Here is a 20,924-nt window from a genome sequence, read left to right as displayed (position 1 = left end):
ATAAAAAAGAAGCTNNAGCTTCTTTTTTATGTGTTATTTCCACCAATCATCAAACATTGACGCTGGTACGTGTCTTTTATGCTCACTTACTGTGTAACGCTTCTCAATTTTTTCAGCAACGTCAGCTGGAACTGCTTTACCTTCTAAATAGTCATCTAATTGATCGTAAGTAATACCTAACTCTGTTTCATCAGCTTGACCTGGTTTTTCATCTAATAAATCAGCAGTTGGCATTTTTAAGTAAAGTCGTTCGTCCGCACCTAATTCTTGTAATAAAGCACGTCCTTGGCGCTTCGTTAATCCTGTTAATGGTAATAGGTCTGCACCACCATCTCCGAATTTTGTAAAGAATCCTGTTACAGCTTCTGCAGCATGATCTGTTCCGATAACAAGTAGACCTTTTTGTCCACCAATTGCATATTGTGTAACCATGCGGATACGTGCTTTCACGTTACCTTTATTGAAATCAGTTAATGATTCACCTAATAAGTTTTCGTATTGATTTGAGAAGGCGTCAACGGTTGAAGCGATATCAAATGCAGTTGATTGATCAGCTTGGATAAATTGTAATGCTAATTGTGCATCATCTTCATCCTTTTGCACTTTGTAAGGAAGACGTACCGCAATAAACGTTGCGTTACCACCTTCGTTACGAAGTTCTTCAACTGCAAGCTGTGCTAAGCGTCCTGCTAATGTAGAGTCTTGTCCGCCACTAATTCCAAGGACAAATCCTTTCGCACCTGTTTTTTTCACATAATCTTTTAAGAAATCAACGCGCTTACGAATTTCTACTTTCGCATCAATTACAGGCTGAACATGTAATGCTTTCATAATTTGTTCTTGTAATGTCATTATGTTTTCCTCCTATTCATATTAAGGCTGTAAAATTTTTTATGTATATATTGGTACATACTTCTATCCTTTATTATTTCGCAAAACTAACGAATATACAATAGGAAGCGTGTATGAATATGAATGTAGTCATTATAATGAAAGTGCTACGTATAAGCAATTTTTTTAAAACCTTTCAAAACTGTAAGGTTTTTGTCATTTGAATCGATGGAAGGTATTTCCGTACTTTACTAATATAAAAATATAGTTAGTAGAAGGGCGGAGAAGTAATATGAACATTAGAGAACTAGCATATCGGAATGTAACGCGAAATAGACGGACATACTCAGCGTATTTTTTAAGTAGCGCATTTGCTATTATGGCCTTTTTTGTGTATTCATTTTTTGCGTTCCATCCGGCATTAAGTGCTGGAGAATTGGGTCAGTACGTATTCGTAAGTATGTCTTTTGCACAGTCTATTATTTACTTATTTACATTCTTCTTTATTCTGTATTCAATGGGAATGTTTTTAAAAACGAGAAAGCGTGAACTAGGAATTTTAATGATGCTAGGTATGACGAAATATCAATTAAAGCGTCTTATCTTCTTTGAAAATATTATGATTGGAATAGGGGCAATTATTTTCGGGATTCTTTCAGGTATGTTGTTTTCAGGGATATTAATTTTTATAGCCCCAATGATATTAAAACTAGATATTTCCTTATCCTATTACATACCGATGAAAGCGATTGTTGTAACGAGTATTATGTTTTTTATATTATTTATGATTATTTCATTGTTTAGTGCAGGGATGGTTCGTAAAAATAAAATTATGAAATTGTTTAGAGGATCAGCAGAGGCGAAGCCCGAACCAAAAGCGTCTATCATTTCTTCAGTATTCGCAGTAGTATTGCTTAGTGCTGGGTATGTCGGAGCACTTCTGTCACATGGTGCGATGGTATTTATTATGATGATTCCTGTGACAACAGTAGTCATCATTGGGACATATTTGCTGTACAAGCAGTTGAGTGTCTTTATTATTCGACTATGTAAAAAAAGTAAACGTTTCTATTGGACACAGACCAATATTATTACTTTGTCAGATTTGGCGTACCGGATGAGAGATAACGCAAGAATGTTCTTTATTGTAACGATTATTTCCACTGTAGCATTTTCAGCAATAGGTACATTGGTTGGTTTTGCTTCAATGACGAAAGGGATTATGGAGAGACCAATCGCATTTCACTATCAGTCTAAGCAGGGAAATAGTAATGAATTACAGCATATACAAACGATCGACGAAGGATTAAAGAAATATAATATAGCAGCTTCAAAAATAAATATTTCATCGAGAAAAACGGAAGAACAGTCGTTAAGAAGCGTCACTTTTATAAAAGAATCAGATTATAAGGAATATGCAAAATTGACAGGAGAACCGTTTAATACTGTATCAAATAAAGAGGCTTTATTTTTGTCAGCCGAAATACCAGGACCACCGATGAAAGAAAGAAATGAAATTACGTTACCCAATATGAATGAACCTTTACAAGTGAAAAAAGTTACTTCGTCTTCATTGAGTAAAATACTAAGAGGCAATGTTTATGTAATTTCTAACAATCAATATGATTCATTACAAGATGGATTTATAGAAACAAAAGATTATATGTATAAAACGAAGGGAACGAAAGATGAGATTGAAATTGGTAAAGAGCTTACGCATCAAATTAAACCTTATCAAGAACATTCAACGTTTAGTGCAGAAGAGTACGAACAAAACCAAAGTTTACAAATCGCAGGACCAATTTTATTTGTAGGCTTCTTTATCGGAATTGTATTTTTCGTTTGTGCAGGAAGTTTCCTCTATTTCCGTTTGTTTTCCGATTTGGAGGATGATATTCGTTTGTTTGAAATGATTCGAAAAGTTGGATTAACGAGCGGGGAATTATCGAAAGTAGTCACAATCCGTTTAGCGCTTTTATTCTTCGTACCAATTAGCGTTGCGACATTACATGGGGCAGTAGCGTTAACTGCGTTAGGACAGATGTTTGAGTACTCACTGTTTAAAGAAAATACGATTGTATTAAGTATTTTCATAGGAATCCAAATTGTATACTTCTTAATGATACGTTCTCGTTACTTAAAACAATTGAAAGAGAGATTACGTATTCGTTAACTGTGTATTTTTAACTTGAGTACAAAATTTTCTGAAAAGATACAAGTATTACCAAAAAGTGATAAAATGGGAAAAGCGAGGTGGAAAAATTAATAGAGAGTAAGGGGGAGTAATATGAAAGCAACAGGAGTTATTCGAAAAGTAGACGAACTAGGAAGGATTGTTATTCCTAAAGAATTACGAGATGTATTAGGAATACAAATTAAATCACCACTTGAAATTTTTGTAGAAGAAGACAAAGTCATTTTACAAAAATATCAACCTTACAATGCTTGTCAAATAACAGGTGATGTTTCAGACCAGAACATATCATTAGCAAATGGAAGCATTACTGTTAGTATAGATGGAGCGAAACATGTAATAAAAGAGATAGAGAAATTTTTAAATAAGAGTGAGGCGTAGTCTTCATTTATATTATTTTAAAAATTATATAGCATTCTTTTAAAAAACTATAAAAGGGCCATTTAACGGTCCTTTTATTTTTATTTATTCGTTGAATCACTCGAACTGTTATTGCCTGCAAATCGCGGGATAAATGTTAGTAAGTTATATTGAGAAATATTTGAAATGAAGGAAAATAGAACAGTTAAAACGAATGTTAAATTTAAACCTATTCAATAGTGGTCTGAAATGAAAATAATATATTTTCAGGAGGGATTACGATGAACAGTAGTACGGCGAATAAACAAAAAGGTATACATTTGATTCCGTTTACCGTAAACAAGGTGGTTGAACAAGTAAATGAAATTCCACCAGGTGTACAACTGATTCACGCTCCACAAGTATGGGAGAAGAGCGCGCAAGGAAAAGATATTGTCGTTGCTGTTTTAGATACAGGGTGTGATATCAACCATATAGATTTAAAAGATCGTATTATAGGTGGAAAAAATTTCACGAAAGATTATGAAGGTGATCCAAATACTTATCTTGATAATAACGGACACGGTACTCATGTAGCTGGGACGATTGCAGCGACTGAAAATGGTGTTGGCGTATTAGGAGTGGCACCACTTGCTAAAATGTTAGTATTAAAAGTTTTAGCAGGAGATGGTTCTGGAAGTTATGAGCAAATTATTGAGGCCATTCATTATGCTGTAAATTGGAGAGGGCCAAATAAAGAGAAAGTGAGAATTATTTCAATGTCACTTGGTGGACCGCAAGACGTTCCGGAATTACATGAAGTAATTCAAAATGCGGTACAGCAAGATGTTCTCGTTGTGTGTGCTGCTGGCAATAATGGGGATTGCGATGATTACACAGAGGAACTAGACTTCCCAGGTGCTTACTCTGAGGTAATTGAAGTTGGTGCTGTCAATTTAGAGCGGAAAATTGCTTGTTTTAGTAATTCCAATCAAGAAATTGATTTAGTAGCGCCAGGTGATGAAATACTATCTACGTATCCAAATGGGAAATATGCTGTATTGAGTGGAACTTCAATGGCGACACCACATGTTGCTGGAGCATTAGCACTTCTCATTAAGCAGTGCGAAAGAGAATATGGTAGAAAGTTATCAGAGCCAGAAATATACGCACAACTAATAAAAAGAACTGTACCTTTAGGGTATGAACGTACATCTGAAGGAAATGGATTAATAGATTTGTTAAAAGAATAGCCATACTAAAAAACATCTCANNTGAGATGTTTTTTAGTATGGTTCTGTTGCATGTAATCCAACATGTAATAAATCAGGGAATCTAGCATTTAAATCTTCTTCACGAATTGAAATGAAACGCTGTGGAAAATAGCTTAAGAAGATTACAAACTGATTATATTGATTTATATTATTTACACTTTACAAATTCTGAAACAAGTTACATAGATTCAATCGGAGAGCTAACTCGTTTAAAAGAAGAAGGGAAAATCCGTTCAATTGGAATATCCAACGTAAATGTAGAACAATTAAAAGAAGCGAATCAACATGGTTATATAGATGTTGTACAATCGCCGCACAATATGTTAGATCGTACTGCTGAGGAAGAACTTTTACCGTATTGTATAGAAGCTGGTATTTCATTTATACCGTATGGACCTCTTGCCTTTGGAATACTAGGTGGTAAATATACAGAAGACTTTAAATTGAACGAAGGTGATTGGCGCCAAAGTGTAAATTTATTTGAAGAAAATACATATAAGAATAACTTTAAGAAAGTAGAAAAGTTAAAGGTTTAGCTGAAGAAAAGAATATCGAAGTATCGCATTTAGCTTTAGCGTGGTTATTAAACAAACAAGGAATTGATACTGTTATTCCTGGAGGAAAGCGGGCAGAGCAAATAAGAGAAAGTGTAAGAGCGGTGGATGCATCATTGAATGAACTGGACATGAAACAGATTGAATCAATATTAGAAGAGTAGTAATGCTAAGCGGCCTTTCTTTTATACTATATAAAACAGTATTATAGGTAATAAAAATAAAAAATATTACTGGAAGTATTTCATGGCCGTAGCGATTAGAAGATATGGTTAGTTTAATTAGAGGGGAGTTACAACAAAAATCTCGAATAAATAAAAAATCCCTATAGAGATAGGGATTTAAATATCGGCATATCGTTCCTTGGAAAAGGATGTACTTAGTTTACCATGTTGAAGTACAAGTATTTGTGAAATAGATGTGAAAGTAATGTGAAAAATGTTTATGGTGAAAGTCCTTGTAAATAAAAAGCACTGTTTTAGCTAATGTAACTAAAACAGTGCTTTTCTCTTCGATTGTACAGTTGCTGCATTTTCATCATGTATGCCTGCATCTTTAATAATTCGTTGTTTTGCTTTATTTAATAGATGGTTTACTGCTTCACCAAAATAGTTAGCTTCGCTTTTTGTGCGGGCTTCTCGTAAACATTTATAGTTTTCTAGCAGTTCCTCTTTTTCGGTGTTTGTTAAGAAATCTTCTACTTTCTTTTTTGTCATACGAAACACCCTTTCTTCTGACAAACGACGCAATAGAAAATATTTATTTTTCATTATAACAATAATTTTAAAAGGAAGCATAGACTAACGTCGTAATAATTTGTCAATTTCTTGAATCTTCTCATCAGCTTTCCCAATTTGCGTATTTTTAGCCTGCTCACTACCAAGGGCCTGATGAAGTAAAAATGTTTGACCGGAAATAGCAGTCACAATGGACACCTTTATTATTTCTTTTATTAAGGTGGCATCGAATAAAACGAGTCCGAGAAGTGCAGCTAGGCAGCCGGTAAAAATATCGGTTAAAAAACCAAAATGAAAAAAAGTTTTCAAACGGCGTGGAAGCAATAACTTACCTTGGTTATTGATTAGATGGGAAACGAAGCCAGTAATGCCACCAACGAGAACAGCGGTTAGCCATTGATACATTTCCATCGAATCCACTCCTTTTAGTGAATAAGATTCGATTTTTACATATTGATTCCTTTTAATATTTCATATAAACATATTGAGAAAGTTTGTTTGGTTATATTCCGTATTCAATTTAACTGTAACAGAAAATTCCGATATATTTCAGTCTATTATATGAATCGCTTTTACTATAATATGTTTGCAGAAAGGGGTGCGTGATGTGAATATAGATTATCGAATAAGAAGTGTGGATGGTTATACGAAAAATATAGGGGAATTAGTAAGTATGCTGGAGCATACGAGGGCTGTAACATTACAGGAAATAAAAAATCTATCAGTTGAGCAACTAGATTTAATTATGCCGAGTGGCGGAAATTCAATTGGTGCCTTATTAAAACATATAGCAGCTATAGAAAAAGTCCATCAGCTTATTTCATTTCAAGATCGTGATTTTACAAAAGAAGAATTAGAAATATGGGAAGATGCACTGTATTTAGGAGAAGCGGGGAGAACGATTCGTGGGCATGAAATACAGCATTATGTACAACTGTTGCAAAAAGTACGAGAAGAAACACTAAAGTGTTTGAGTGAACAGGATGATAAATGGCTAATGGCAGAAAGAAAGTGGCCTAATGGCGTAGCGTATAATCAGCACTACCTTTGGTTTCATGTGCTAGAAGATGAAATTAGTCATCGCGGACAAATTAGAATGCTGAAAAATAAGTTGTTTGAAAATTACGTTAAATAAGGTAGCTTTTTATATGGATATTCCATATAATGAGAGTAATTAAAATAAGAACGGGGTGATGTATTATGGCGAAAATAACTTATATGAATAATAAACCAAATACAAAGGTGGATGGAAAGGGCGATATTCAGTAAGGTAGCGCGCAATCCTTCCACTTAGTTTAAACTAGGGAGGATATTCATTTGAATCAAAATATTTTAGAATCGTTCGGCTGGGATTCTTTTTTTGAAGAACAAGCTGTAGAGACCTTTGAAGTCGGGCGTATTTTACTTGAGCATAAGCATATATACCGTATTATTTGTAATGATGGTGAATATATGGCAGAACTGTCTGGGAAATTTCGGCATGAAGCAGTAACGAAGGGAGATTATCCAGCGGTTGGTGATTGGGTGTATATAAAGAAAATAGAGAATGAAAAGAAAGCGATTATCCATCGTATTTTTCCGCGAAGAAGCTCTTTTTCAAGACAAGAAGCTGGAACAAGAACTGAAGAACAGATTATAGCAGCAAATGTAGATTATCTATTTTTAGTGAATGCACTTAACCATGATTTTAACGTAAGAAGGATGGAGCGTTATTTATTATTAGCGTATGAAAGTGGTGCAATGCCTGTCATTGTTTTAACAAAGAGTGGTTTATGTAATGATGTGGAACAGAAAATTGTAGAAACGGAAGCTGTGGCAATTGGTGTTCCGATTTTCGTCGTTGATAGTTTAGAGCATACAGGTATTGATTCGTTGAAACAGTTCGTGTCTCCAGGAAAAACAATTGCTTTAGTAGGATCATCAGGGGTAGGGAAATCTACTTTGTTAAATGCACTGATAGGGATTGAGGTAGCAAAAACTGGAGATATCCGTGAAGAAGATAGTAAAGGAAGGCATACGACAACTCATCGTGAGTTATTTCAATTGCCAAGTGGTGCTCTCATAATCGATACTCCCGGCATGAGGGAGTTACAGCTCTGGGAAGGAAGCGATGCAATTCAAACAACATTTTCTGATATTGAAGAACTAGCAAAAATATGCCGTTTCCGAGATTGTAAACATGAAAATGAACCAGGGTGCGCAGTGCATCGTGCAATTGATAACGGACTTATTACGATAGATCGTTTGCAAAGCTATAAAAAGTTACAAAGAGAACTGGCATATTTTATGAGAAAACAAGATGCTATTCTTGCAAGAGCAGAGCGTGAAAAATGGAAAAAGCTTTCTAAACAGCATAAAAAAATGTAAAAAACCAAAGGGTGTTCCCTTTGGTTTTTTACATTTGTAAATTTTATAATAATATTATTCGTATATATGGACAAAAGGAAACTAATTGTTTAAACTTTACAAAGTATTCATCATAATAGGTTATCAAAATAATAATTTGGGAGTAGAAATATTCACAATTAATTAAATTTAACTTTTGAAATTGAAAAATAGGAGGATCGTAATGAGTAAACTATTAAATTGGTTTCGTGATATGAAAGTAGCAAAAAAGCTATTAATTTCATTTTTTGTAATTTTAATTGCAGCAGTCTCTATTATTGGAGGCATGTCGTATCAAACAGCTAAAAAGAATTTTGAATCGCAAATTATGAGTAGTGCTCAGGACAACATAAAAATTTTAGATAATTTAATCAATCAAATGATTGAAGAAAAATTTGATGATGTAAATAATTTTGCACGGGTGATTCAAGGGAATATGTATCAAGGAGATAATCAAGATGAATTAAGGAAGATATTATCTCAATACATTAATTTGAATAAAGATGTTGAACAAGTATATGTTGCCGGAAATGATAAGAAATTTGTGCAAGAACCAAATATACAAATGGCAGTAGACTATGACCCAACAGAACGTTCTTGGTATAAAGATGCAGTTGCAAAACAAGGTGGTATTGTTATTACTGAGCCGTATAAGGCAAAAGGAAATGGACATATTGTTGTAACGATTGCAAAACAAACAGAAGATAAAAACGGTGTTGTTGCATTAGATTTAAGCTTAGATAATTTATTGAAAACAACAAAGTTAATCAATATTGGTAAAAAAGGATATGCTTTCATTTTAGATGGAAAACAAAAAATAATTGCTCATCCTCAAGAAAAATCAGGAGATAAAGCGGCCGATTCTTGGGCAAAGAAAATTTACGAAGATAATCACGGTACTTTTTCATATTCGTATGGCGGTAGTGAAAAGAAAATGGTATTTGCTACAAACGTAAAAACAGGTTGGAAAATTAGTGGGACGATGTATTCAAATGAAGTGATTGAAGCTGCTCAACCTGTATTATATAATATGTTAATTGTTATGCTGATTGCATTAGTAGTAGGGGGAACGCTTATTTATTTTGTGACACTTTCTATTACGAAGCCTTTAAAGAGATTAGTTGTCACTTCTAAAGAAATAAGTGAAGGGGATTTAACACAAACGATTGAAATCCATTCTAATGATGAAATTGGTCAACTTGCAAAAGGTTTTAATGAGATGACAAATTCGCTGCGAACGTTAATTGGAAGAATTAATGATTCGGCTGGTCATGTTGCAGCAGCATCAGAAGAGCTAACTGCAAGTGTAAGACAAGCGAGTGAAGCAACGGAGCAAATTACAATGGCAATGGATGAAATATCAAGTGGAGCAACGACGCAAACAACAAGCGTAGAGAATGGTGCAATGTTATTGTTTGATGTAACCGAAGGGATTCAGCATGTAGCAAATAGTTCAGCATCTATTAATACATCTTCTACTTATACCCGAGAAAAAGCAGAAGATGGTGGAAAGTTAGTAGAACAAACAGTAAATCAAATGCAGTCTATTGCAGAATCTGTTTCACAATCAGATGCAGTGATACAGTTATTAAATAATAAATCAAAGCAAATTGGTGATATATTAGAAGTAATCCAAAATATTGCAGATCAAACAAATCTTCTTGCTTTAAATGCGGCAATTGAGGCTGCAAGAGCTGGTGAGCATGGAAGAGGTTTTGCAATCGTTGCAGATGAAGTACGTAAATTGGCAGAGCAATCCAGCGTGTCTTCCAGTGAAATTAGTAAATTAATATGTGAAATACAAGATGATATGAGTAAGACAGTAAAATCTATGAATCATGTAAATGAAGAAGTTCAATCTGGACTAGTTATCGCAAATGAAACGAAGCAAAACTTTGCAGAGATTTTACAATCTACAAATGAAATAGCTAATCAAATAAAGACGATGGTTGAAACGGCTAACGGTATGTCAAAAGGTGCAAATGAAGTATCCATTTCAGTAGGGCAAATTGCGATGACAGCACAGAATAATGCGACGAGTACACAAAATGTTGCAGCATCAGCGGAAGAACAACTAGCTTCGATGGAGGAAATTGGTTCTGCAGCTGGTACGCTATCTCAAATGGCTGAAGAGTTACAAGTATTAATTGAAAGATTTAAAGTTTAACAGAGAACAGACTGTTGCTCAAATAGCAGTATGCTATTTGAACGACAGTCTGTTTTATATAATGTTTGTCGAAAAATAGAGGTATTTGTTAACTTTGTGTATAATAATAATCATACAGAATACAAATAAAAGGAGATTGTTATGGGAGTGTATTGGGGTACAAAAAAACATTCTTGGCTTAGTTATGTCTCATTTTGGCTAAGTATTTCATTTTTTGTTATTTTTCTAATTGAAGTGTTTATATTAAAAACACTTTCGAATAGCTCGGTGCAAATTGTTAAATATTTTTATTTTATACTTGTACCAGTAAATATTTTTCTTAGTTTAAAATTATTATTTAAGAAGAATGAAAAGAAAGCATTACCCATTTTTAGTTTAATTGTCTCATTATTATTTGCAATTTTAATTTTAGTATTAGCATTAGCAGCTACAGGGAAATTCTTTTAAGGAGAGTGATATAAGTCATTCTTCTTTTTTGTTATTTGCGCACAACAATCAGGATTTTACGGATTGTTGTGCGCAAATAATGAGTGGGTGTAAGCAAAACTTTTATTGATGAAAGCTTGATGTTATTTGAAACCTACAGGAGGGTATTAAGTAATGGGGTAATCTACATAATATATGTACTTATGAAGCAAATGAATACGGTAAGAACGGTGATATATGGTACAATAACTATGGATAGTGATAGAGATAAAGGGTATATAAAATACTCATCGTTTTTTAGTAAGAGAGGGGTTATCTTATGCTATACGAGGATTTGATGACATTATTTCAAGCAGCTCCGAAAGAAGAAGGCAGAGGTGGCTGGAAATATATAATCCAAGAACAAAATGATACATATGAAATTGTTAATGAAATGTTAAAAAAGAAAATGAGTATTGAATTGTATTTTAATGAATATGATGAGGTGAAAATCACTTTATATAAAGATGGAAATCCCATTTCGACTATGCAAAGAATTGCTATTTCAAAAGTTGAATTGGACGAGGATGAAGAAGGTATTCAATTCGTTTTAGAGCGCATGCCTAGTCGAATGATTCGATTGCAATTAAAGCCGTATTTGGCGTTAGAAATGGGTCCGTATTGGGAAATATGTGATGATTGCGAATGAACATAAAAAAACATCCGTATACACGGATGTTTTTTCATGTTTTTTGAAGTTGTTTAAAAGCAATAATCGGTAGTAAAATGATGCTCACCCAACCGATAATCGGGTATAGAATATGAAGCAATTGGCTATATCCGATGTAACTAAAGCAATAACTAATTAGTAATATGAAGTAAATAATGTTATTACTTTTCCATCCGGTAATGGATTGCATTTGTTTTGTCATTCCGAATATATTCCCAACTAATGTTGTGAACACTTCACCAAAAATGATAAGAACAAAGAAAAAGTGAAAAGTTGCATTAAATTTTCTTACGACTTCAGCCATTGGGATGTTGTATTGATAAAACTGTTCAACGGATAAGATAGCTAAATGGCTACACAATAAAATAAAGCAAAGCCCTGCGCCTCCTAAAATACCACCCCATAAAATAGCTTTTCGGTCTTTTACTTCACTGGCTAATGGGACGAGAACACTTTGGGCGAGCGAAAGATTTAATGCGACATATGTAATTGGGCTTGTAATCCATTTCATATTCCAACTTTCTGTAGGAACGGTGTTCATAATAGGAGTTGTACCATGAATAAAGGTTGTGATAGCAAGTCCGATAATAAAGATCATCATAATAGGTACGACAAGCGTATTTACTTCAAAAACACCTTGTAATCCCCGGCTCCCAATAAGGAGACAGGCGATGACTGTGATGAAAATACCAAGTTGTCTCGGGAGGTGGAGTTGTTCTTCAAATACTGCACCTGCTCCTGATAACATAACGCTCGTTACACCAAATAATACGAGTAATAGTAATGTGTTTACGACATTTCCAAATACATCCCCAAATAAATATTTGTTGAATTCTTGAGCTGAAAATGCCCCTATTTGTGATGAAAGTAACATCATCTTTGTGCCGAGCCAAATAAAAAAAACTCCACTTATACATATGCCAATGGTTCCGTAAAATCCGTTAACTGTAAAAAATTCAACAATTTCTCGCCCAGTAGCAAATCCAGCTCCAACGACAGTTCCGATATAAGTAGCAGCGACTTTCTTTGCTACTTGCCATTGTTGATTGTCCATGTAATCCCTCTTTCTCCTATGATGAGCTTGACTTACTATTATGCATATGTGTGAGCTTGGACAATTAGACATATGAAGTAGTTGAAAGAATACATGAATTATATGATATTAGGGAAATATTAAGGTTGTTAAAACTTTGTTACATATAAGCTGTTCATTCGAAAGATCAGGAAATGTATGGTAAAATGTAATTAGGTTATTAAAAGATAATAATTATAAAATGATAAGAGGAGTGGATTGTATGAGTACGAAAACAAATGTTGTTGATGTATTAAACAAGCAGGTAGCAAACTGGAATGTGTTATATGTGAAACTACATAATTATCACTGGTATGTGACAGGACCACACTTCTTTACATTACATGAGAAATTTGAAGAGTTTTATAATGAAGCCGGAACGTATATTGATGAGTTGGCAGAACGTATTTTAGCGCTAGAAGGAAAACCATTGGCGACAATGAAAGAATATCTTGCAACATCTAGTGTCAGCGAAGGGACAAGCAAGGAATCAGCAGAAGAAATGGTGCAAATATTAGTGAATGATTACTCGGCACTTATTCAAGAATTAAAAGAGGGCATGGAAGTTGCTGATGGGGCAGATGATGAAACATCTGCTGATATGTTGTTAGCGATTCATACAACATTAGAACAACATGTATGGATGCTAAGTGCATTCTTAAAATAACGATTAGTATAAAAATCCGTTGGAAAATTCTTTCAATGGATTTTTTTATGATTTTTCAGTTTTCTTTTATGCTATAATATAGTAAAAAGGAGGCGATGCAATGTTTCGTTTTTTCAGAACTGGAAAAGAAGAGCGGGAAATTACGAAAGATGAATTAGAACAAGCGATGGCTAAATTTCTAGAAACGAATGCTAATATCGTTTATACAGTATTAGTAAATGATGATTATACGGTAAACTATGATTTGTTAAAGCCTTATTTACCCGTATTTCCAACAAATGCTTTTCTTATTACGAAGGAAACGCTAGAGGTATTTGAACATACAGAAGAAAATTTAAACCTAGTTAAAGAAATTGATATCGTGCAAAAGGCGGTAGATCAATACGTAACAGAAAAAGAAATGTTCCCAATTGTTGAAGATAGCGAAGATCGCCTCATATGCGGAGTTAAACTTGGGCCTTATTTAAATCGTATATTAAAAAGAAATTTATATATTTCAGAAAAACATTATTTAGTTTCAAGTAAACCAGATAGAAAAAAACAAAAGAGCGGATAGATATAATGAAAACAACAATAAATATATTGTTGTCTTTTTTTTTATTAAAATATTGATTTTTCAGTTTATTTAATTTTATACTATAACTAGTTGATAGGAAGGAGTGGTGCACTATGCGTATACATACATTAACTATTAAATATCATTCTGAGAATCAGGTGTTATTAAGTTGAATTGTAGAACTTAACTACTTATACCGTGACCCTAGGATGATAGGAAGATTGGAGAAACAATTATTATAAAAGGTTACGGGGGAATTTGTATATGAAAAATAGTATGACTTATATTAAGTTATTAAATGAAACGTTATATTGTTATGAAAATAAAGGAAGTTTTGAAGCATATTCTTATATAATGAAAAACGCTAAAGATGTAATGGGTAATGAAGCACAAATATATAATTTTAAATATGCGTTAGCAAGTGCAGCAGGGCTTGAAAAAGAAGCGTTGCATTTAATGAGGGAAGCAATTATAGTGAATGGATTTTGGTATGGAAGTGAGTATTTAATTTCAGACGACGATTTAAAACCACTTCATAAATATGAAGAGTTTCATAAAATGGTTCAATTATGTAAAGAAAGAGAAGAAGTAGCAACAGCATCGGAACAAGCAGATGTGAAATTTATAGGCAGCAAGAAAAAGGGGAATCTACTAATCACAATGCATGGAGATCAAGAAAATATACAAATAGTAGAACCCTATTGGAAATCTGCTTTGGAACAAGATTATATGCTAGCATTTCCTCAATCATCTCAAATTCAATTTTCAGATGGATATGTTTGGGATGATATAGAAAGAGGAAGAGAAGAGTTAAAAGGACTATATGATAAAGTTATGGTAAGTAATACTTTTAAAAATAGTATTATTGGTGGATTTTCTGCTGGGGCAAGAGTAGCGTTACATGCCATATTACAAGGCGAAATAGAAGTGAACGGTTTTATTTTTATGGCACCGTGGCTCCCGGAAATTGAAGAATGGGAAGAACTGTTAGGAATATTACATGATAAGGGCACAAAAGGATATATAATATGTGGTGATCAAGATGAAGACTGTTTGGAAGGAACAGAGCGATTTGTACAGTTATTAAGGGATAAAAATATAGAACATAAGTATAAAGTTGTACCTAAATTAAATCATGATTATCCTACTAACTTTGATGAGTTATTAAAAGAAGCTATTGAATATCTAGGAAGTGAAAACGATAAGTAGTAAGAGAAGGAGATGCATCATGTGTGATGCATCTCCTTTTTGAAATTATAAATTAAAAGCGTTTGCTAGTAGGCGATAAGAATTCAATTTATCTTCAAATCGATGAGTAATCGTAACGATCATAAATTCGTCAGTATTGTATGCGTTGCTTAAGTTTACTATTTTTTCTTTCACAGAAGACGGATCACCGACAATCATACGTTGACGATTTTCTTTTATACGGAATAGATCATACGCGCTGTATGAATAATTTTGAGCAGTTTCGATAGAAGGTGTACCAGTAGTTCGTTTTCCTTGCTCTAATAATAAGATTGACAAATCTAAACTAGAAGCAATTTTTTCGGCTTCTTCATTTGTTTCTCCGCAAATAACAAAAATAGCGACGATTGATTTTGGTTTATCTCCTAAATAGGAAGGTTGGAATTGTTCTTGGTAAGCCCTCATAACGTCTGGGCCACCAAAGCCGTTAATAAATTGTGCGAATGCAAAAGAAGCTCCATTGTGTGCAGCAATTTTAGCGCTCTCTCCGCTAGAACCGAGCATCCACATTTCGGGAGATGTTGGGATAACTGGAGTAGCCTTTAAGTTTGCATAATGATGGTTTTCTGGTACTTGATCATGTAAGTACATTGCAACATCTGCAATTTGTTCTGGGTATTGATCAAGTGAGACCATTTTTCCTTCTTGTAGTGCGCGAGTTGCTATTGGCATACCACCAGGTGCTCTACCAACACCGAGGTCGATACGGTTTGGATAAAGCGCTTCTAAAACGCGGAAATTTTCAGCAACTTTATATGGGCTATAATGCGGTAACATAACACCACCTGAACCGACTCTAATACGATCCGTTTTCGCTGCAATATGAGAAATAAGTATTTCTGGACTTGAACCAGCTAGGCTTACAGAATTATGATGTTCGGATACCCAAAAACGTGTAAATCCGAGTTTTTCAACTTCCTGTGCAAGCGTAACTGTATGTGAAAAAGCTTGGGTTGCTGTGCTACCATCTGAAATAGGTGATTGGTCTAATACACTTAATTTGATCATAGAATATACCTCTCAATCTTAATGTACATCCTATTATATATTTACTTACGAAAAATGCGTAATGAAATGCTCAAAATGAACAGCGGATAACATTATCCTGCTATTTGTGGGAGTCGGGCTGACCGTAAAAGCTCGATTGGCGTGGGTTAATAATCAGTGTGGGATAGACAAACCCCCACTGATTAAAGTTTTACTTTATATCTGCCTTTAACGAGAAAACCCTCGTTCATAATGATTCATTTCGACTAGGTTTAAAATATATTCATAGTTGTCAATTTCACGTTTAATCTGTTCACGTTCTTTTTCAGATAGTTTCATAGTGCTAAGTTTTTTACATAAGTTTTGTTTCTTTAATTCTAAATGCTTTTTTGTAGCGTGGTAGTCGTAAGTTTGTTTCATTTTCAACCACTTCTTCTTTGCTGTTGCTATATTATACGAAGCGTGAAGAGATGTGAAAGCTATCTCTTATGTACTTTTAGTGAATATTCCACTTGCTATGTTGTTATGTTTATGGGAATTTATGAATAAAATGCACTAAACCACTAATGCCCATTTTATGAAGTAAGGGGTGGAATTGTGCAGATAGATATCATGTATAACACTGAGATGGATGAAGTGTTGAAAGTTATAAATAAAGGATTAAAGAAGACGACTCGTCCGAAGCGAATTCTTGTAGTAGGGGCCGGTATGGCGGGGTTAACTTCGGCATCTTTATTAAAAGCTGCAGGACATGAAGTGAAGATTTTTGAAGCAAACAACCGTGTGGGTGGCCGCATAGAGACAGTTAGAATGGAAGATACCGGATTATATTTAGATGTTGGGGCAATGAGAATTCCGTATTCGCACACATTAACAATGGCATATATAAGAAAGTTTGGGCTACAGGTGAGCCCCTTTATTAATAGGAACGAGACAGATATCATTTACGTAAATGGCCGGAAAACGACATTAAAACAATATGAAAAAGATCCAAGTATATTAAAGTATCCTGTGGAAATAAATGAAGTCGGGAAAACGTCCGAGGAGCTATTATTGTTAGCGGTACAGCCCATAATAAATTTTATAAAAAAGAACCCAGAGAAAAATTGGGATATTGTAGTGAAGGATTTTGGGAGATATTCTACAGGACAATTTTTAAAATATCATCCTTATCAATATAATACTTATTTTTCGCCAGTAACAATTGAGATGATCGGTGTTCTATTAGATTTAGAGGGTTTTTTAGAACGGTCATTCGTAGAGACTTTACGCTTTTTATACATTATGCAAGAAGAGAGCGGATTTTGTGAAATAGTAGGCGGGAATGATAGATTACCAAAGTCTTTTTTACCACAATTAGAAGAAAACATTATATATAATCAAAAATTAATGAAGCTTCATCAACATGATAACGGAGTGACAGCTTTCTATCGGAATGAGGAAACTTTTGAATATAGTAGTATTACAGGGGATTTAGTTATTGTTACAATCCCGTTTTCGACAATGCGCTTTGTGGAAGTAGATCCATTTGATTCTATATCTCATGAAAAATGGAAAGCAATTCGTGAATTGCATTATATGCCAGCGACAAAAATAGGAATTCAATTTAAAAGTCGTTTTTGGGAAGAACAAGGACAATTAGGTGGCAGAATTATAACAGATTTGCCAATTCGTTACGCCTATTATCCAAGTCACGGAATTGGAGAGAAAGGACCTGCTATGATGTTAGGCAGCTATACATGGTCTTATGATGCGTTGTTATGGGATGGGTTGTCAAAAGGTGATCGTATTTATTACGCATTACAAAACTTAGCAACAATATTAGGTGGCCAAGTATATGATGAGTTCATGTCTGGAATATCAAAAAGTTGGACATTGGATCCATATGCACTTGGAGGATTTGCTCTTTTTCAAGCTGGTCAAGAATCTGAATTACAGCCAGTCATTGTAAAACCAGAGGGAAGAATATACTTTGCCGGCGATCATACAACGTTATATCACGGATGGATACAAGGTGCGATTGAATCTGGAGTTCGTGTTGCGGTAGAGGTAAATGAGTAAAATGTTTGAAATTCAGAAATTTCTTTACTATATAACTTGAGATGGATACTATTATATATAAAAGAATTATAGGGGGTGTTGAAAGTGAATCCGTTATTATTCGATTTTCCTTCTGAATTTCATACCGAAAGACTTTTAATTCGAATGCCGAAACCAGGTGATGGTAAAGTTGTATTTGATGCAATTGAAGCTTCTATGCAAGAGTTAAAACCTTGGATGGTTTTTGCACAAAAAGAGCAAACAGCGGAAGAAATAGAAGAGAGTATTAGAAAATCGCATATTCAATTTTTGCAACGTGAAGATTTGAGATTACTAGTTTTTTCGAAAGAAACAGGTGAATTTATTGCATCTGCCGGATTGCATCGTATTAATTGGGATATCCCTCAATTTGAGATTGGTTACTGGATTGATACAAGGTTTAGCGGAAAAGGCTATATGGTAGAGGCTGCGAAAGGTATAACAGATTACGCTTTTTCTGAACTAAAAGCAAACCGCGTAGAAATTCGTTGTGATTCTCTAAATAAGAAGAGTAGAGCGATACCAGAGAAATTAGGCTTTAAATTAGAGGGTATTTTAGAAAGTGCCAGTGTTGCGGTAGATGGAAATGGATTAAGGGATATGTGTGTATTTGCAATGACGAGAAATACATATAAAAAAGAAGAGCTGTAAGAAAATAGCTCTTCTTTTTCGTATTATGGTACAGGATGACCGTTAGAGCTTTCGAAAATCGTAAACCATTGTTGACGATCTAAGTTAACTTTTGTAGCAAGAGCAGCTGTTTTTACACGATCTAATTTACCGGAACCAACGATTGGCATCATATTAGCTGGATGAGCAAGTAACCATGCATACATAACAGTATCGATGCTGTTTACATCTAACTCAGCAGCAACTTTTTGCAGAATTTCACGTACACGTACAGCACGTTCTGATTGGCCAGTAAAGATCTCACCACCAGCAAGAGGTGACCAAATCATTGGATTGATCCGTTTTTCTTGACATAAATCAATCGTACCTTTTTCAAAATGCTCAAGCTGCAACGCAGATACTTCAATTTGATTTGTAATAAGCGGGAAATCTAAATATGAACTCAACATATTAAATTGAGAAGGTAAAAAGTTAGATACACCGAAGTGACGAACTTTTCCTTCTTGCTTTAAGCGTGAGAACGCTTCTGCCACTTCATTTGGGTCCATAAATGGATCGGGACGATGAATAAGTAATACGTCAATATAATCTGTATGTAAATTTTTAAGTGATGCTTCTGCACTTTGAATAATATGTTCTGCACTTGTGTTGTAGTGAGCAACATATCGTTCTGGGAATTTTGGTGATGGGGGAGCGATTCCACATTTTGTAACAATTTGCATGTTTTCACGTAATGAAGGCTTTAAATGTAAAGCTTCTCCAAACAAACCTTCACATGAATATCCGCCATAAATATCAGCGTGATCAAAAGTCGTAATACCCATATCCATACAATCTTCAATGAAAGAAAGTAATTCTTGTTTTGTCATATTCCATTCTGCTAAACGCCAAAAACCTTGAATAATACGAGAAAATTCTAGTGTTTCGGCCATTTGAACTCGTTCCATTATAAGTACCCCCTTGATGAATGATTATTATTTTGAAAAGGCTTTCTTGCTACGTATTATTATATAGTTACGGGGGCGTACATACAATAAATATGTTTTGCTACAAAAACGATTTTCTCTATATGCTATAATGAAGAAACATATAGCTATAAGGAGAGGTACGAAATGATTCCAGTAACAATATTAACTGGTTTTCTTGGATCTGGGAAAACGACATTATTAAATCGCATTTTATCAGAAGAGCACGGAAAAAAATTAGCGGTGATTGTAAATGAAATAGGGCAAATTGGTATTGATAATCAGTTGATTATGAATGTTGAAGAAGAAATTATGGAAATGACAAACGGTTGTCTATGCTGTACTGTACGTGAAGATTTACTCGTTGCGTTAAAACAATTACTGGACGTAAAAGCAGAAGGGAAAATGGACTTTGATGGCTTAGTAATTGAAACGACTGGACTTGCAAATCCAGGACCGATTATTCAAACATTCTTTTTAGATCCAGTAATTCAATCTGCATACCAAATTAACGGTGTTGTAACAGTAGTAGATAGTTACCATATACATAAACATTTTGAAAAAGGGCTAGAAGCAAAGGAACAAATTGCGTTTGCAGATGTCGTTTTAGTGAATAAATTAGATTTAATTGACGAAAGTGAAAAGGAAAATCTTCTGCATGAACTGCAAGGAATTAATCCAACTGCAAAATTAATAGAGACGACTAACTGTGAGGTAGATATCGCATCATTGCTACAAATTCAAACATTTAAAACGAAAGATACGTTACAAATTTACCCTCATAAAGAACATAACCATCTGGAAGGCGTAAAATCATTTGTATTACGTGAAGAGCGTCCGTTAGATTTACAAAAGCTTAATGAGTGGATGTCAGCTGTCGTTCAAGAGCTAGGCGAATATTTATATCGTTACAAAGGGATTTTATCGATAGATGGAGTAGATAAACGCATTGTGTTCCAAGGTGTACATACATTGTTTGCAGCTTCGTACGATAGAGAATGGCAAGAGGGAGAAGAGCGAGTAAGTGAAGTAGTTTTCATCGGAAAAGATATTAATAAAGAATGGTTCCAGGAACATTTTGGGGAGTGTGTGAAATAAGTCTGC

General features: G+C 34.3%; 21 protein-coding genes and 2 pseudogenes. 15 read left to right on the top strand and 8 right to left on the bottom strand.

All coding sequences use genetic code 11. The annotated features are described in order from the left end of the window. Positions 1-33: 33 nt before the first annotated feature. Entirely contained in the window at positions 34-852 is an 819-nt protein-coding gene (nadE, locus tag COI75_RS23345; RefSeq protein WP_000174876.1) for an ammonia-dependent NAD(+) synthetase, read from the bottom strand. Between the two features lie 271 nt (positions 853-1,123). On the opposite strand from nadE, the gene COI75_RS23340 reads away from it, so the two are divergent. From COI75_RS23340 to COI75_RS23330, 3 genes are all read left to right on the top strand, one after another. Next, positions 1,124-3,004, top strand: coding sequence for an FtsX-like permease family protein (locus COI75_RS23340; protein WP_001025978.1), 1,881 nt, complete (start codon positions 1,124-1,126; stop codon positions 3,002-3,004). A gap of 114 nt (positions 3,005-3,118) precedes the next feature. Beyond that, a complete protein-coding gene (locus COI75_RS23335; protein WP_000648328.1) occupies positions 3,119-3,406 on the top strand; it encodes an AbrB/MazE/SpoVT family DNA-binding domain-containing protein in 288 nt (95 codons plus the stop codon). Positions 3,407-3,666: 260 nt separating this feature from the next. After that, the gene (locus COI75_RS23330; RefSeq protein WP_001089029.1) at positions 3,667-4,617 is read left to right on the top strand and encodes a serine protease; all 951 of its coding nucleotides are present in this window, start codon (positions 3,667-3,669) and stop codon (positions 4,615-4,617) included. Between the two features lie 33 nt (positions 4,618-4,650). On the opposite strand, the pseudogene COI75_RS27155 reads toward COI75_RS23330, so the two are convergent. Next, positions 4,651-4,740 (bottom strand): annotated as a pseudogene (locus COI75_RS27155) (transcriptional regulator); the annotation flags it as partial. On the opposite strand from COI75_RS27155, the pseudogene COI75_RS23325 reads away from it, so the two are divergent. Continuing rightward, positions 4,734-5,356: pseudogene (locus COI75_RS23325) on the top strand (aldo/keto reductase); the annotation flags it as partial. The pseudogenes COI75_RS27155 and COI75_RS23325 sit on opposite strands and share 7 nt — an antisense overlap. Before the next feature lie 327 nt (positions 5,357-5,683). Here COI75_RS23325 and COI75_RS23315 read toward each other — a convergent pair. Then, entirely contained in the window at positions 5,684-5,908 is a 225-nt protein-coding gene (locus tag COI75_RS23315) for a hypothetical protein (RefSeq protein ID WP_000162691.1), read from the bottom strand. 84 nt (positions 5,909-5,992) lie between these two features. Next, positions 5,993-6,340: a DUF4257 domain-containing protein gene (locus COI75_RS23310; RefSeq protein WP_000426316.1), complete on the bottom strand. Its 348-nt coding sequence runs from the start codon at positions 6,338-6,340 to the stop codon at positions 5,993-5,995. A gap of 196 nt (positions 6,341-6,536) precedes the next feature. Between COI75_RS23310 and COI75_RS23305 the strand changes: the two genes are divergently transcribed. From COI75_RS23305 to COI75_RS23280, 5 genes are all read left to right on the top strand, one after another. Then, positions 6,537-7,064: a DinB family protein gene (locus tag COI75_RS23305; protein ID WP_001018108.1), complete on the top strand. Its 528-nt coding sequence runs from the start codon at positions 6,537-6,539 to the stop codon at positions 7,062-7,064. Positions 7,065-7,246: 182 nt separating this feature from the next. Continuing rightward, the gene (gene rsgA, locus COI75_RS23300) at positions 7,247-8,296 is read left to right on the top strand and encodes a ribosome small subunit-dependent GTPase A (RefSeq protein WP_001073073.1); all 1,050 of its coding nucleotides are present in this window, start codon (positions 7,247-7,249) and stop codon (positions 8,294-8,296) included. 202 nt (positions 8,297-8,498) lie between these two features. Beyond that, positions 8,499-10,481, top strand: coding sequence for a HAMP domain-containing methyl-accepting chemotaxis protein (locus COI75_RS23295; protein WP_000040607.1), 1,983 nt, complete (start codon positions 8,499-8,501; stop codon positions 10,479-10,481). A gap of 141 nt (positions 10,482-10,622) precedes the next feature. Further along, a complete protein-coding gene (locus tag COI75_RS23285) occupies positions 10,623-10,928 on the top strand; it encodes a hypothetical protein (RefSeq protein ID WP_000539560.1) in 306 nt (101 codons plus the stop codon). A 298-nt stretch (positions 10,929-11,226) separates the two neighbouring features. After that, complete coding sequence (locus COI75_RS23280; protein WP_000965081.1) at positions 11,227-11,595, top strand: DUF3979 family protein; 369 nt, start codon at positions 11,227-11,229, stop codon at positions 11,593-11,595. A gap of 34 nt (positions 11,596-11,629) precedes the next feature. On the opposite strand, the gene COI75_RS23275 is transcribed toward COI75_RS23280, so the two are convergent. Then, entirely contained in the window at positions 11,630-12,670 is a 1,041-nt protein-coding gene (locus COI75_RS23275) for a YkvI family membrane protein (RefSeq protein ID WP_002095714.1), read from the bottom strand. A 241-nt stretch (positions 12,671-12,911) separates the two neighbouring features. Between COI75_RS23275 and COI75_RS23270 the strand changes: the two genes are divergently transcribed. The 3 genes from COI75_RS23270 to COI75_RS23260 all read left to right on the top strand — a co-directional run bounded on the left by COI75_RS23270 (position 12,912) and on the right by COI75_RS23260 (position 15,120). Continuing rightward, entirely contained in the window at positions 12,912-13,355 is a 444-nt protein-coding gene (locus COI75_RS23270; RefSeq protein WP_000105193.1) for a Dps family protein, read from the top strand. A 100-nt stretch (positions 13,356-13,455) separates the two neighbouring features. Then, positions 13,456-13,911 (top strand): DUF3939 domain-containing protein, encoded by a 456-nt coding sequence (locus tag COI75_RS23265; protein ID WP_000488203.1) that lies wholly within the window; start codon positions 13,456-13,458, stop codon positions 13,909-13,911. A gap of 264 nt (positions 13,912-14,175) precedes the next feature. Next, positions 14,176-15,120 (top strand): alpha/beta hydrolase, encoded by a 945-nt coding sequence (locus COI75_RS23260; protein WP_000798288.1) that lies wholly within the window; start codon positions 14,176-14,178, stop codon positions 15,118-15,120. 45 nt (positions 15,121-15,165) lie between these two features. Here COI75_RS23260 and COI75_RS23255 read toward each other — a convergent pair whose 3' ends face one another. Continuing rightward, entirely contained in the window at positions 15,166-16,167 is a 1,002-nt protein-coding gene (locus tag COI75_RS23255) for an LLM class flavin-dependent oxidoreductase (RefSeq protein ID WP_000594062.1), read from the bottom strand. Between the two features lie 207 nt (positions 16,168-16,374). After that, positions 16,375-16,566: a DUF3896 family protein gene (locus COI75_RS23250; protein WP_000815497.1), complete on the bottom strand. Its 192-nt coding sequence runs from the start codon at positions 16,564-16,566 to the stop codon at positions 16,375-16,377. A gap of 177 nt (positions 16,567-16,743) precedes the next feature. Between COI75_RS23250 and COI75_RS23245 the strand changes: the two genes are divergently transcribed. Beyond that, positions 16,744-18,207, top strand: a complete 1,464-nt coding sequence (locus COI75_RS23245; protein WP_001165309.1) for a flavin monoamine oxidase family protein — start codon at positions 16,744-16,746, stop codon at positions 18,205-18,207. 84 nt (positions 18,208-18,291) lie between these two features. Next, positions 18,292-18,876, top strand: coding sequence for a GNAT family N-acetyltransferase (locus COI75_RS23240; RefSeq protein WP_001068732.1), 585 nt, complete (start codon positions 18,292-18,294; stop codon positions 18,874-18,876). 23 nt (positions 18,877-18,899) lie between these two features. Here COI75_RS23240 and COI75_RS23235 read toward each other — a convergent pair whose 3' ends face one another. Continuing rightward, on the bottom strand, positions 18,900-19,802 hold the full coding sequence (locus COI75_RS23235) for an aldo/keto reductase (protein WP_000442788.1): 903 nt from the start codon (positions 19,800-19,802) through the stop codon (positions 18,900-18,902). Between the two features lie 165 nt (positions 19,803-19,967). Between COI75_RS23235 and COI75_RS23230 the strand changes: the two genes are divergently transcribed. Then, the gene (locus tag COI75_RS23230) at positions 19,968-20,918 is read left to right on the top strand and encodes a CobW family GTP-binding protein (protein WP_000613415.1); all 951 of its coding nucleotides are present in this window, start codon (positions 19,968-19,970) and stop codon (positions 20,916-20,918) included. Positions 20,919-20,924 lie beyond the last annotated feature (6 nt).

Origin of the sequence: Bacillus cereus, from assembly GCF_002564555.1 — a bacterium.
Classification (GTDB): domain Bacteria; phylum Bacillota; class Bacilli; order Bacillales; family Bacillaceae_G; genus Bacillus_A; species Bacillus_A cereus_K.
This window is presented reverse-complemented; position numbering and strand designations above follow the sequence as displayed.

Bases quoted from the DNA above. Each gene is read 5' to 3' on its own strand.
- nadE (WP_000174876.1), bottom strand. From the start codon at position 852: ATGACATTACAAGAACAAATTATGAAAGCATTACATGTTCAGCCTGTA.
- COI75_RS23340 (WP_001025978.1), top strand. From the start codon at position 1,124: ATGAACATTAGAGAACTAGCATATCGGAATGTAACGCGAAATAGACGG.
- COI75_RS23335 (WP_000648328.1), top strand. From the start codon at position 3,119: ATGAAAGCAACAGGAGTTATTCGAAAAGTAGACGAACTAGGAAGGATT.
- COI75_RS23330 (WP_001089029.1), top strand. From the start codon at position 3,667: ATGAACAGTAGTACGGCGAATAAACAAAAAGGTATACATTTGATTCCG.
- COI75_RS23315 (WP_000162691.1), bottom strand. From the start codon at position 5,908: ATGACAAAAAAGAAAGTAGAAGATTTCTTAACAAACACCGAAAAAGAG.
- COI75_RS23310 (WP_000426316.1), bottom strand. From the start codon at position 6,340: ATGGAAATGTATCAATGGCTAACCGCTGTTCTCGTTGGTGGCATTACT.
- COI75_RS23295 (WP_000040607.1), top strand. From the start codon at position 8,499: ATGAGTAAACTATTAAATTGGTTTCGTGATATGAAAGTAGCAAAAAAG.
- COI75_RS23285 (WP_000539560.1), top strand. From the start codon at position 10,623: ATGGGAGTGTATTGGGGTACAAAAAAACATTCTTGGCTTAGTTATGTC.
- COI75_RS23280 (WP_000965081.1), top strand. From the start codon at position 11,227: ATGCTATACGAGGATTTGATGACATTATTTCAAGCAGCTCCGAAAGAA.
- COI75_RS23275 (WP_002095714.1), bottom strand. From the start codon at position 12,670: ATGGACAATCAACAATGGCAAGTAGCAAAGAAAGTCGCTGCTACTTAT.
- COI75_RS23270 (WP_000105193.1), top strand. From the start codon at position 12,912: ATGAGTACGAAAACAAATGTTGTTGATGTATTAAACAAGCAGGTAGCA.
- COI75_RS23265 (WP_000488203.1), top strand. From the start codon at position 13,456: ATGTTTCGTTTTTTCAGAACTGGAAAAGAAGAGCGGGAAATTACGAAA.
- COI75_RS23260 (WP_000798288.1), top strand. From the start codon at position 14,176: ATGAAAAATAGTATGACTTATATTAAGTTATTAAATGAAACGTTATAT.
- COI75_RS23255 (WP_000594062.1), bottom strand. From the start codon at position 16,167: ATGATCAAATTAAGTGTATTAGACCAATCACCTATTTCAGATGGTAGC.
- COI75_RS23250 (WP_000815497.1), bottom strand. From the start codon at position 16,566: ATGAAACAAACTTACGACTACCACGCTACAAAAAAGCATTTAGAATTA.
- COI75_RS23235 (WP_000442788.1), bottom strand. From the start codon at position 19,802: ATGGAACGAGTTCAAATGGCCGAAACACTAGAATTTTCTCGTATTATT.
- COI75_RS23230 (WP_000613415.1), top strand. From the start codon at position 19,968: ATGATTCCAGTAACAATATTAACTGGTTTTCTTGGATCTGGGAAAACG.